The organism is Ruminococcus sp. NK3A76, assembly GCF_000686125.1.
Classification (GTDB): domain Bacteria; phylum Bacillota; class Clostridia; order Oscillospirales; family Ruminococcaceae; genus NK3A76.
The window spans coordinates 2,660,224-2,672,579 of the sequence record NZ_JMMA01000002.1 but is presented as its reverse complement, the minus strand read 5'-3'; the positions used below and the strand labels follow the sequence as shown (position 1 = coordinate 2,672,579).

The window sequence follows — 12,356 nt, the reverse complement described above, 5'->3', positions numbered from 1 at the left end:
AATCTCCGCTTTCTGTTAAGAAATGAGTGGTATCATATTCTTTGGAAAGGAAGCGGTGACTATGAAAAATAAACTGTTATTCACACTGTGTATTGCCGGCTCTCTCTTACTGGGGGGCTGTGCAGCAAGATCTGAAAGCAAAGCTCAGACCGAAACGGTAACTCTTGCCCCGGCTTATGAAAACTATAAAAAAGCAGCCGAAAACGGCGAGCCCGTGACCTGCACGCACAGCAGTGACTATACCGAGCCTTCTCTTTCAGAGGGCGATTATTACCCGAACGGTGATAAAAATGCAAAATACCATATCCACATAAGCGGCGGCAGCAGCGGAACGATGACCTATGAGGGAGACCTCTACGAATGCATAATCAACAATTTTGATTACTACCAGCCCATTCTCAGAAGCGATGCCCCCGAAAGAGACCTGTCGGATCCGGATATCGAGAAATTCATGAGCATAGAGGGCTACAGAGAGGTCGAGAAAATCCTTAAATATCCCTGCCGGTATACTGTTCGCACACGGCATGATTACGACGACCTGACATATGTCTATGTGGATCTTCCCGACTATTTCTCAGATGAATGTCTTGAAGCGGCAGGGCATTCAATGGTATTTACAGGTTTCTTTTTCGCAGATAATAATAACTTCGGCTATCCCAGATGCCAGTATATTAAAATTTAGAGCTGCTGCAAGCTGCCGCCTTGATTGACACAGGGATATCCGGCGTGTTATAATGTATTATGGTCATATATTCAGCACATCATTAAAAAACAGCGTGTACGAATGTACACAGCCAAACGAGGACTTACCGGCTTAAGGGATAACCATATAATATATCCGAAGACCCAAAACCCATTCCCGGAGGGATCAAGATGAATGAAAAAATAGACGCACTTATCGGCAACATAGAAAAGGTCATAGTTGGCAAGCGTGAGGTCATAGTCAAGGTCGTATCAGCTATGCTGTGCGGAGGACATATACTCATAGAGGACGTGCCCGGTGTAGGCAAGACGCAGCTCGTTTCTGCCCTTGCAAGGAGCGTAAACGGCAAGTACAACCGCATTCAGCTCACCCCTGACATAATGCCCTCTGACATCGTGGGCTTTTCAATGGTAGACCAGCACACCCACGAGCTTGTTTACAAGGAGGGCGCTGCCATGTGCAATTTCCTGCTCGCAGACGAGATAAACCGTGCAAGCCCTAAGTCGCAGTCATCGCTGTTAGAGGTCATGGAGGAGCACCAGATATCCATCGACGGCAAGACCTACAGGCTGCCCGAGCCCTTTATGACGCTCGCAACGCAGAACCCTGTAGAGACCTACGGCACATATCATCTTCCCGAGGCGCAGATGGACAGATTCATCATGAAGATATCAATAGGCTACCCCGATCCTGCGCAGGAGCTGGAGATAGTCTCCCACGCAGAGGCCGGCATGAGTGCCGCAAGGATAGACGCTGTAATGGACACAGCAGACGTTATGCAGCTGACCGAGGCCGCAGGAAAGATATATGTCGCAGACCCGGTAAGGCAGTACATCGTAAACATAGTAAACGCCACAAGAAACAGTCCTCTCATACGCCTTGGCGTATCGCCGAGAGGCAGCATTGCCCTTGTCAAGGCAGCAAAGGCCTTTGCGTTCACCCTCGGGCGTGAGTTTGTGACACCTGATGATGTAAGATATCTTGCAAAGGATTGTCTTGCCCACAGGCTTATCCTCTCCCCCAAAGGCAAGAGCCAGTTCCCGACCTCCGAAGCCGCCCTTGAAGCCGTACTGATGACAGTTCCGGCACCGAAATAGCCTGCGGCTATTTCAGTTAACAGTTAACAGGTAACAGTTGTGGTGTCGCCTCACGGCGACGTATGCCCATTCGGGCGTGTTTGTCGGACGATTTCAGCTAAATCGTAGGATATGCAGCCGAAGGGTCGAGGGGCGACCGGAAAGCCCCTCGTGTACCCCCTGAGGACGAGAAAGCTGCCTTGAAGGAAAACCTCTCCTACAGAATAGCTTCAAGGGAATGCTCTCGTTATCCTCACGCTACGGTAGGGGGGCTTTCCGGTCGCCCCCCTGCTCCGGCTTCGCCTGCGCCACCCCCTTCGGGTTCACCCACACACGCTGAGTTGAGGACGAAGACGAAGATGACAAGGACGAAGACAGCCCGATATGGGGCTCGTCTGCTTGCGCAGACAGCCAAGTTTCGCAAAGCGAAACTTGCAATAATCGCCGTCAGGCGCACCTCAATTATTCACTCTTCACTATTCACTCTTCATTATTCACTGAGCGCAGCGATACCGGCCGAATGGCCATATTGTGCGGCTGTGCCGCACACCTCAATTATGCATTATGCATTATGCATTGTGCATTGTATTAGGATAGGAACTAACTATGAAAAACATTATCGAATATATCACCTGTGTCTGCCTGGCATTCGTGTTTGCGCATTACCTTTATGGGCGTGGCGGAGTGCTGATAGCAACGGTGATGCTTATTGCAGCCTTTGGCAGCCTGATGCTCGATGTCTATTGCAGAAAAAAGATATCTGTCGAGCTTAAGGGCGGCAGGCTCGGATATTTCAGTAAGGGCGATAAGGCAACGATAGAGCTTACCGTCTCAAAGACGACACGCCTTATGACACCCTTTATCGAGATAATAATATCTGCCTCCGATAACTTAGAGCTTGCCGAGGACGAGCGTAAGATCCGCCTTGCTCTTGTCAACAGGCGCTCGGAGACAGTTTCAAAAAGCCTTACCGCCGTCGGCTGCGGTGGGGGGCATATAGAAGTAAGTAAGGTGCTGCTTTGCGATTACCTCGGCTTTATGCGGCTCGAGCTGCCTGTCGGGACAGAGCGGCTGGAAGTCGGCATACTGCCGGATATCGTGGATATAGTCCCTGACAGAGAGCTGCTGCGCTCGGCAGTGGACACCGAATCGGACGACGACGACGAGGAAAAGGAAGCCGCCGCTACGAGCTATATCTTCAACGGCACGGCAGGCTACGAGCACAGACAGTATATCCCCGGCGACCCGCTAAAAAAGGTCAACTGGAAGCTCTCGTCAAAGAGGGGAGAGCTGCTTGTGCGGCTCGATGAACAGCTTGTCTCGTCAAGCAGGGTGTTTTTGCTCGATATATCGCCGCAGGGCTTTGGCTTTGTGCCGAGAGACAGGATAATACAGAGCTGCTTTGCCGTGGCGCTGTCGATGATGCGCTCGGGCTATGAATGCGAGCTGTATTTCTACGACGGCGAGCCGTGTCATTTAAAGCTCACTCCACAGGACGACCCACAGCACCTGCAAACGCTCATGTCCCGTGCAATGGCTGTACCAGAGGGCACTGAGCGCATACCTCCCGAGGTCTTTTCAGACGGCAGGGGAGCGACCGTTTTCACCGACGAGCGAGCCCCGGCGTTTTTCCACGCCGCCGCATCTTTAGTACCTGAAAATGCCGTATGCTTTATCACCTATTCCCTCGCCGCCCCCCTCACCGGCAATATGTGGGGCGTTGATGATGAAATGGAGTTTCATAAATTATGATACAGGTAACAGGTTACAGGTAACAGGTAACAGTTAAGGTATCGGCGCAAAGCGCCGATGATATTTGAAAATTGGTGATACTATATGAATGAAGATAGTAAAATACTGAAAAAAAGCAAAAGATTTGCAATAAGGATAGTAAAACTATATAAGTTTCTGAAGGACAATAACGAGTATGTTATGTCCAAACAGATATTAAGAAGCGGAACGGGCATAGGTGCAAATCTTTCTGAAGGAAAATATGCACAAAGTTCTGCTGATTTTCTTACTAAGCTGAATATTGCGTTGAAGGAAGCCGCTGAGACTGAATACTGGCTGGAACTGCTTTATGAAACGGATTATCTGACAAACGAGCAGTTTGAAAGCATCAATGCAGATTGCAGAGAGATAAACAAAATGCTTATTTCGGCAGTAAGGTCATTAAAGGATAAGAACACTACAGGTGATACGTTTTAAGATCCATCCGCCGAAGGCGGATACATCACCTGTTACCTGTTACCTGTAACCTGTTACCTGAAAAAAAGGAGTTACCATGAGCCGCATAGCAAACTATTTCAAAAACCGAATATGCCTCTGGCTGCTGCCGCTGCTGTTGACAACGACGGTCGGGTCGGTGCTTATCGACTGCTATGCGCCGGGGTTCAAGATACCGCTGACGGCGGCGTATGCGCTGTTTTCTCTGTCGGCGTTCTTTCTGTTTGACAGACTGCATAGCCTGCGTATCTTCGGCGGACTGCTCTATACAGTGCTGCTGATAGTCGTGGCGGCAGCATCGCTGCGGCTCGTCTTCCGGGGCGAGTATTTAGGGCAGGTAAATATATCCTTCCAGCAGTGGTTCTACGGTATCGGCACGGAAAATAACGATAAGATAGCCGCACCGTATTTCGCAGCCCTTTTCGTCGCAGGCGGATTTTTTGTAAACTCCGTGCTCTTTTATTTTACGCAGATACAGTACCGTGCCCTCGGTACGCTGCTTATAATCTTTATCCCGTTTGTTATCTACGCTAAACGTGATGATGTTATGAGCGACCTCACCGTCACTATCCTTATCACGCTCTTTGTGGCGATAATCGTGCATAACCGTGTCTTCCTCGCACCCGACCAGGGCAAGGGAACTGTCGTCAATACAGCCTATGTCATGAGCGTGGCGCTCTTTGTCTCGGTGACAGGTGCGCTCGCTATGATATTCCCGGACTTTTCAACACCCTCACGCCTTGAAAAGGACGCATCGTTCTTGAATTTCACCGGCATAAACGGCGGCGGAAAGAGCACGCTCGTTGACAGGGCAAGCTCGACGAGAATGCACGGTGTCAAGTATACAAACGAGCCGGTATTCTACGTCTACCCCGACGATATGAAGGATATCGAATACCCGATATATTTCAGAAGACGTGCTATGAACGCCTACGACCCGACAGCCCTTGACTGGTACGCCGGCAGGGATCTCAAAAACGATACGAGCATAGACAGCACGATAAATGTCTCCTTCCCCGACCTGTATGCCGCCGAGAGGAGCAAGGGTCTTGAAGATATGCTGCCCGTTGCATCAAAGCACTTCAGGAACGAGTATGAAAAGCACACCACGCATATGTCGATAATGTTTGAAGAAAGCGTCGGCAGCGTGCCTTTTATCCCGGCACCGCTCTATTCTGAGGTCGAGCTGGAGGAAGGCCGCTATGCGATGATGATATCGTCTGATTACTATATGGTGTCGCCTGCGGTGAACGCTTCAAGGCTCGGCAGCGTTGATATCTACTCGGTAAAATGCCAGGACGAGGCCGAGGATTTTGCAGCAAAGGCAGGCGGAAGGTTCAGTGACTTTGTAAAGACGATAGACGAAGCGGAAAACACCGTAGAACAGGCAGAGCAGCGCAACAAGCACCTTTGGGACGAGGACAGCGAGCCTGTGGAGGGCTATGAGTTTGAAGCGTTTATGAGCGAGTATTACCCCGACTACTACGGAATGGTGGCCGAGCACTATCATTTCAACCCCGAATATCTGCGTGAGAACGGCTTCAAGGACTACGACAAGGTCAAGGAGCTTGCTGACGATATATGCAAGGACTGCAAGTCCGACTACGAAAAGGCCAAGGCGATAGAGCAGTATTTCACAGACGCAGACTTTGAGTACGATCTTGAATATATCCCCGAGGACGAGAGCGTGTCATACTTCCTCTTTGAGAGCAAGACGGGCATATGCATAGACTTTGCATCGGCTATGGGCGTTATGCTCATGATGGAGAATGTGCCTGTTCGCTACGTCGAGGGCTTTGTGGCATACGAGCGTGACCCCGAGGACAGCACACGCCTTATCGTCCGTGACTCGCACGCACACGCATTTGTTGAAGCCTTTATCCCATACGTCGGCTGGATGACCTTTGACCCGACGGTCGCAGACTATCTCGACCAGGAGTTCCAGCAGGAGCAGGCAGAGAGCAGCACTCTCACGCTGATACTCGGCTATCTCGGCAGGATACTGCTTGTTATGGGCGTGCTTTTCGTGCTGGTGTTCATCATACTCTTTGACAGGATATGGGAGCTGTTTTTCAGGCTCAGGCTGCGCTTCTTTGAACCTGACCGCAAGCTCACCCACCTTTACGACCACATCTTCCGTCTGCTCGAATACGAGGACAAGACCGACCTTAAGCCCTACACCCCGAAGCTGCTAAACGACTATCTGCGAGACAAGACAGGCGAGTCGCTCACCGCCGTGACAGGCCTTTTCGAGCAGCACCGCTTCGGCGCAAAGCCCGTTACCGAGGAGCAGTTCGAGACCGCCTTCGCCGCCTACACCGCCCTTTACCCGAAGATGCGCAGGAAGAAATAAAACGCTTTTTTACAGGTAACAGGTCACAGGTAACAGGTAACAGGTGAGGTGCGGCTTACGCCGCAGATGCCCATTCGGGCGGAAACGCTACGCTTAGTGAATAGTGAATAGTGAAGAATGAATAGTGAATAGTTGTGTGAACCTGTATAATAAAACTACACATTTGAAGTTAATAATGATATAATATAAAAAAGGAGTTGGCTTCAAATGAGCACACATGGAGAAAACAGTCGGGAATTCAAATTTAAGATCATGGAACTGCACTTCAAAGATAACATATCTGTGAAAGTGTTATCCGAAAAATTCGCAATACCGGAGCAAACGATCTACACATGGCGCAGAGAGTACAGAAAGTACGGCGAGGATGCATTTGTAGGCTGTGGGAAACAGCGTCCGCAGGATGCAGAACTTAGGCGATTGAAGAAAGAAAACGAAAAGCTCAGGATGCAGGTAGAGATCTTAAAAAAAGTTGCGGCATATCAGGCAGAGCAAGAGTCAAAGAAAAGATAGATGACTTGCGGGCGAGAGGATTGGATAAATATCCGATCAATCTGGTATGTCAGACTCTCGGGATAAGTACAAGATCATATTATGACCGAAAGGAAAACCCTCGCAGCAACAAAGAAAAAGAAGATCTGGAGCTTGTAGAGAAAATGCAGACGATCTTCGCTGAAAGCTATGAGGAGTATGGCAGAGTGCGTATGAAAAAAGCACTTGAAGAAGCCGGATACCCGATGAGTGAGGGGAAAGTCGGAAGGCTGATGCGTCAAGGAAATATGTACCCGAAAAAATGCAAAAAATATAGGGCAACGACCAACAGCAGGCACAAGTATCAAGTTGCAGAAAATCTTCTTGACCGCAATTTTAATGCTGATAAGCCAAACCGAAAGTGGTGCGGAGACAGCACTTACATATGGACAGACGAAGGCTGGCTGTACGCAGCAGGGATAATAGACCTATGTGCACGTGATTGTGTCGGATTAAGCTTTAGCAGCAAACACACGCAGGAACTGATGATCGATTCGCTTGATCAGGCATTCAAAAAATACAAGCCGGGCGAAGGACTGCTGTTCCATTCTGACCGAGGCGTGCAATATGCTTCCAATGCATACAAAAACAAGCTTCATAAGTACAAGATGATCCAGAGCATGTCTCGAAGCGGTGTGCCATATGACAATGCACCTATGGAAAGCTTCTGGGCAACGGTCAAAAATGCCTGTGTACATGGCTGTAGGTTCAAAACGAGGAAGGAAGCCGAGCTAAAAATATTTGAATACGTCTTTGGCTTTTACAACACACATCGTTATCACAGCTCAAACGGCTTAAAAACGCCATATGAGCTCAGAAATGAAAAGCTTTCTATTGGCTGATATCAATAGTTTTATTAACTTTATGTGTGCAGAAAACTTGACAGGTTCAGTGGTGCGCCTGACGGCGCTTATGGCCATTCGGCCTGTCTTCGTCTTCTTCGTCCTCAACTCAGCGTGTGTGGGTGAACCCGAAGGGGGTGGCGAAGGCGAAGCCGGAGCAGGGGGGCGACCGGAAAGCCCCCCTACCTGTAGCGTGAACAAAGCGAGAGACTACCCCTTTAGCTGATTTGTCCGGGAGATTGCCTTCAAGGGAGCACTCTCGCTCTCCGAGGGTACATGAGGGGCTTTCCGGTCGCCCCTCGACCCTTCGGTAGCACGCCCTGCGGTTTTAACAATACCGTCAGATAAACACGGCCGAATGGCCATAAGCGCCGCAGGCGCACCTCAATTATGCATTATGCATTATGCATTATGCATTGAAAAAGCATTATGCATTATGCATTGAAAAAGCATTATGCATTCTTAATTATGCATTAGAAAAGACCGCCCGAGGGCGGTCTTTTGCTATGGTCTTTTGCTATTTCTTTATGTCTTTGATGTATTCCGTTATCTTGTCGTAGTCGTTTTTTATCTCCTTGTAGAGCTCGATGCCTTTCTCGCTGCCAAGCCTGCTTCTTAATGCGTTGTAGAACGCCGTCTTGTTCCTGGCAGTCTCGGCTGTTTCTCTGATTATTTTCAGCTCGTCCTTGGTGAAGGGCGGCTTGTGCTTGGCACCCATGAGATTGTTTAAAAACTGATTTACCATGCCCTTCTGTGCCCTTGACATCTCGGCTGCTGCCGGCTTTTTCTTCTTTACCGGGGCTTTGGGTGCAGGAGCGTTGGGCGCAGGCGCTTTGGGGGCGTTTGGCTGCGGTGTCTTTCTCGGCCTGCCACGCTTTCTGGGCTGCGGCTGCGGCTCGGGCTGCTGTATTTCGGATAGCTCCGGCTCTGTAGCCTGCCCGGGCTCTGCCTGCTTCTCCTCAGCCTGAGAGGAAGCTGCCTGCTCGGCGGTCAGCTCCATAGCCTTTGATATCTCCGCCTCGAACTTGTCAGGCTCTATCTCAGGCACATCGGGCGCTGAGTATGATATCTCCTCGGGCTCGGAGGGCTGTGGGGTTTCGGTCATGGGCTCGGGGGTCTGTGCCGCCTCGGGCTCTGCTGCTATAGGCTCGGGCTCGGCTGTAGGCTCAGGCTCGGGAACAGGCTCCTGCCGCTGATTTGCAGCGCCGATGTTCACACGCCTGGTGACATTAGCCTTGCCAAACGAGCGGTAGCGCTCGACAACGACATCAAAGCCCTTGTCACGGCTGACTATCACAAAGCTCCTCTCGGTGTTGTAAACTATGCCCAGCACCGACACTATGTCAAAATCCATAGCGTTCATGATGCCGTTTTTGCTCTTGTAGAATTTTATCTCGGCCTTGGTAAAGAGCAGCGCCCTTATCGTGGGAATTTTCAGCGTGTCTGCCTTCTCACTGTAGAAAACTATCAGCTCATCGGTCTCATCTAAGATGTTTGCGCCCTCAAAGCCGCCGCTGTTGACGTTTTCGAGGTCTATAAGATATGTAGTGTTCATAAAGTCTCTCCTGTCATGTGTGATGTGCGGTCTGATTAAATTATAACCGATTATCACACGTTTGTCAATAATGCAGAAGATACAAAACCGCCCCCGAGTTTTGCTCGGGGGTTATGTGTTATATTATTACGGTGATGTGATATGGGGGTAAGGGAGCCAAGCGTTGTTTCCGTGATGGTCTGTTTCAATGAATGAGGAAAAATCAGAATCAAACATTTCTTTATTAAGTGAAGCAGGTTCTTTCAATAAAAGCTCTACACTGTTCGACACCGGCTTGTTGATGCTTGTATAAACAATATTGTAAATCCATTCGGTAGTAAGAGCATCAACCTTGACCTGACCGTCAGATATATATGCTTTGCAGGCAACAGGTATATAATGCGTTCTGTCGCCTGCGTGAATACCATTTACACCGTCCCAGTTCATAACGATGACCAGATTGCCGCAGATGAAAAACTCGTTGTCGGTTTCTGTAAGTATCTTGACATTTTCCAATGAGTAAGGTTTGACTATAGCACTTTTTCGATAATTATTTTTATAATCTGAAGAAATTACGGTATATAAATCAGCTATGTCATAAAACTTTTCCTCACCCACTTTGCGCAGCTCCTGAGCCATTTGTTCATCGACCTTTTTGGTAGTCACGCTTACAGCTGCGCTCGGCTTGCCCCAGTAGGTCACACCGCTTACCTTGCGGTATGCACGCACCTTGAATTTGTAGCTCTTGCCCTTTGAAAGCCCCGATACCGTGTAGCTTGTCGTGCCGCTGCCGACTGTAGTCACCTTTTCAAATTTCTTTGTGCTGTCGTTGTATTTGTAAATGCGGTAGCCTTTGGCGTTTGTCACCTTGCCCCAGCTTAGTTTGATCTTACTTGCAGACTTAGCCGAAGCCTTGACATTTTTTACCTGCGCAGGCGCATAGGTCTTTGTGGTAAATGCCGCAGCCTCCGAAGCTGTGCCCCAGACCGTCTTGTCATTTACTTTTTTGTAGGCACGCACCTTGTATTTATACTCGGTATCGGGTGTCAGCCCGATCAGCTTGCAGCTGACAGCTGTGCTTTTGACTGTTGTGACCTTTGTGTATTTTTTAGCCTTGGCATCATACACATAAATGCAGTAGCCCTTGGCCTTTGAAACGCTGTTCCAGCTGAGCAAAGCGGTCGTCTGCGTAACAGACGATGCCTTGACGCCTTTTACCTTTGCCGGTGCATTGTCAGCCGCACTTGCAAAGATGCCTGTCTGTACGCTGTCAGGCAGCACAGTCTCCGCCGCCGGTACAGCGCCGAAGGAAAGAACTGCTGCCGTTAAAAATGCCGTTATCTGCGTTTTCATATCATCACGCCTTTCGTAAAATCTGATGTCACCATAATTATACACTCTTTGCACACACTTGTCAATAAAAAAGGTATCGCTGCGATCAATGATACTTTAGATCATCGCCGCAGGCGATACCTCTATTATTCTTTATTCTTTATTCTTTATTCTTTCTTCTTTTAGCAGCGGCAAAGCCGCTGCGCTTTACGCAAACGGATTTTCTGTCGGGTAGAGCATACCCTTGGGCTGGTTGAAGCTGACCTTCTCGACACCCATGTATGTGAGTACGCTGTGGATAGCCTTGCCTGCGTGTGAGAATGCAACTGCGCCGTGGTGCGGATAGTTGTCGTTTATCAGAACGTGGCGGTAGAACCTGCCCATCTCGTTTATGGCAAATATGCCGATAGAGCCGAATGACCTGGTAGCTACGGGGAGGACCTCGCCCTCGGCAACGTAAGCCCTCAGCTTTGCATCAGCTGTAGACTGTAGACGGAAGAAGGTTATCTCGCCGGGCTTGATGTCGCCTTCGAGAGTACCTCTTGTGATGTCAGGCTCAACATCGGGCTCAAGACCACGGTGCATGATGAGCTGATACTTCATAGTAGGCTTGTTTACCTTGCAGGCAGCCGTGTTGCCGCAGTGGAAGCCCATGAATGTGTCCTTCTGGGTGTAGGGGAACTTGCCCTCTATCTCGTCCTTGAAGATGTCGCCGGGGACTGTGTTGTTGATGTCAAGCAGAGTAACGGCGTCCTCTGTTACGCAGGTGCCTATGTACTCGCTCAGTGCGCCGTAGATGTCTACCTCGCAGGCAACGGGTATGCCCTGTGCTGTCAGACGGCTGTTGACATAGCAGGGAACAAAGCCGAACTGTGTCTGGAATGCCGGCCAGCACTTGTTTGCAAATGCTATGTACTCTCTCTCTCCCTTGTGAGCCTGCGCCCAGTCAAGGAGTGTCAGCTCATACTGTGCGAGCTTGGGGAGAATGCCTGCCATCTTGTTGCCCTCGCCGAGCTCAGCTTCCATGTCCTTGATGACATCAGCTATCCTCGGGTCGTCCCCATGCTTGTTGTATGCTTCAAATAGGTCGAGCTCGGAGTTCTCCTCTATCTCAACACCTAAGTTGTAGAGCTGCTTTATCGGTGCGTTGCAGGCAAGGAAGTCCTGCGGACGGGGGCCGAATGTGATTATCTTAAGCCCTGCAAGACCGAGTATGCCCCTTGCAACGGGTACAAACTCAGCTATCATGTCAGCGACCTCAGGTGCTGTGCCTACAGGATACTCGGGGATGTAAGCCTTTATGCCACGCAGAGCTAAGTTGTAGCTTGCATTTAGCATACCGCAGTAAGCGTCGCCTCTTGAATCGCACAGCGACGGGCCGCACTCGTCCTCGGCAGCAGCTACGAACATAACAGGGCCGTCGAAGTATTTTGCAAGCAGAGTCTCGCTTGTCTCAGGACCGAAGTTGCCAAGATAAACTACAAGCGCATTAACGCCGGCAGCCTTTACTTCTTCAAGAGCCTTTTTCATGTCGAGCTCGTTCTCGACAACGGTGGGGGCTTCAAAAATCTCGCCGTACTTTGCACGGTATTCCTCAGCGCAGGCCTTTCTTCTTGATTCGGAAAGCGACATGGGGAAGCAGTCTCTTGATACTGCAACTATGCCTACCTTGATAACAGGGATATTTTTCATAGTATTAACACTCCTTCATAAAAGTTGTACATATAACTTGTATTAGTATTATACCATATTGTACGAACTA

General features: G+C 49.6%; 10 protein-coding genes. 7 read left to right on the top strand and 3 right to left on the bottom strand.

Features of this window, described 5'->3' with window-relative positions:
• The first annotated feature begins 61 nt into the window (after window positions 1–61).
• The 7 genes from CD05_RS0112460 (at window position 62) to CD05_RS0112430 (ending at window position 7,728) form a co-directional block, all read left to right on the top strand.
• Window positions 62–682: a hypothetical protein gene (locus tag CD05_RS0112460; RefSeq protein WP_028510769.1), complete on the top strand. Its 621-nt coding sequence runs from the start codon at window positions 62–64 to the stop codon at window positions 680–682.
• Window positions 683–873: 191 nt separating this feature from the next.
• Window positions 874–1,800, top strand: coding sequence for a MoxR family ATPase (locus CD05_RS0112455; protein ID WP_028510768.1), 927 nt, complete (start codon window positions 874–876; stop codon window positions 1,798–1,800).
• 585 nt (window positions 1,801–2,385) lie between these two features.
• Entirely contained in the window at window positions 2,386–3,531 is a 1,146-nt protein-coding gene (locus tag CD05_RS0112450; RefSeq protein WP_028510767.1) for a DUF58 domain-containing protein, read from the top strand.
• A gap of 84 nt (window positions 3,532–3,615) precedes the next feature.
• The gene (locus CD05_RS0112445; protein ID WP_028510766.1) at window positions 3,616–3,987 is read left to right on the top strand and encodes a four helix bundle protein; all 372 of its coding nucleotides are present in this window, start codon (window positions 3,616–3,618) and stop codon (window positions 3,985–3,987) included.
• Between the two features lie 76 nt (window positions 3,988–4,063).
• Window positions 4,064–6,358, top strand: a complete 2,295-nt coding sequence (locus CD05_RS0112440) for a transglutaminase domain-containing protein (protein WP_028510765.1) — start codon at window positions 4,064–4,066, stop codon at window positions 6,356–6,358.
• Window positions 6,359–6,565: 207 nt separating this feature from the next.
• Window positions 6,566–6,868 (top strand): helix-turn-helix domain-containing protein, encoded by a 303-nt coding sequence (locus tag CD05_RS0112435; RefSeq protein WP_028509370.1) that lies wholly within the window; start codon window positions 6,566–6,568, stop codon window positions 6,866–6,868.
• Window positions 6,869–6,873: 5 nt separating this feature from the next.
• Window positions 6,874–7,728, top strand: a complete 855-nt coding sequence (locus CD05_RS0112430) for an IS3 family transposase (RefSeq protein ID WP_242841261.1) — start codon at window positions 6,874–6,876, stop codon at window positions 7,726–7,728.
• Window positions 7,729–8,245: 517 nt separating this feature from the next.
• On the opposite strand, the gene CD05_RS19930 is transcribed toward CD05_RS0112430, so the two are convergent.
• The 3 genes from CD05_RS19930 to CD05_RS0112410 all read right to left on the bottom strand — a co-directional run bounded on the left by CD05_RS19930 (window position 8,246) and on the right by CD05_RS0112410 (window position 12,286).
• Window positions 8,246–9,283: a PIN domain-containing protein gene (locus tag CD05_RS19930; RefSeq protein WP_051588996.1), complete on the bottom strand. Its 1,038-nt coding sequence runs from the start codon at window positions 9,281–9,283 to the stop codon at window positions 8,246–8,248.
• A 126-nt stretch (window positions 9,284–9,409) separates the two neighbouring features.
• Complete coding sequence (locus tag CD05_RS0112415; protein WP_028510763.1) at window positions 9,410–10,615, bottom strand: fibronectin type III domain-containing protein; 1,206 nt, start codon at window positions 10,613–10,615, stop codon at window positions 9,410–9,412.
• 186 nt (window positions 10,616–10,801) lie between these two features.
• Window positions 10,802–12,286: an L-fucose/L-arabinose isomerase family protein gene (locus CD05_RS0112410; RefSeq protein WP_028510762.1), complete on the bottom strand. Its 1,485-nt coding sequence runs from the start codon at window positions 12,284–12,286 to the stop codon at window positions 10,802–10,804.
• Between the last annotated feature and the right edge of the window lie 70 nt (window positions 12,287–12,356).

Coding starts and splice junctions, on each gene's coding strand:
- CD05_RS0112460 (WP_028510769.1), top strand. CDS start 62: ATGAAAAATAAACTGTTATTCACACTGTGTATTGCCGGCTCTCTCTTA.
- CD05_RS0112455 (WP_028510768.1), top strand. CDS start 874: ATGAATGAAAAAATAGACGCACTTATCGGCAACATAGAAAAGGTCATA.
- CD05_RS0112450 (WP_028510767.1), top strand. CDS start 2,386: ATGAAAAACATTATCGAATATATCACCTGTGTCTGCCTGGCATTCGTG.
- CD05_RS0112445 (WP_028510766.1), top strand. CDS start 3,616: ATGAATGAAGATAGTAAAATACTGAAAAAAAGCAAAAGATTTGCAATA.
- CD05_RS0112440 (WP_028510765.1), top strand. CDS start 4,064: ATGAGCCGCATAGCAAACTATTTCAAAAACCGAATATGCCTCTGGCTG.
- CD05_RS0112435 (WP_028509370.1), top strand. CDS start 6,566: ATGAGCACACATGGAGAAAACAGTCGGGAATTCAAATTTAAGATCATG.
- CD05_RS19930 (WP_051588996.1), bottom strand. CDS start 9,283: ATGAACACTACATATCTTATAGACCTCGAAAACGTCAACAGCGGCGGC.
- CD05_RS0112415 (WP_028510763.1), bottom strand. CDS start 10,615: ATGAAAACGCAGATAACGGCATTTTTAACGGCAGCAGTTCTTTCCTTC.
- CD05_RS0112410 (WP_028510762.1), bottom strand. CDS start 12,286: ATGAAAAATATCCCTGTTATCAAGGTAGGCATAGTTGCAGTATCAAGA.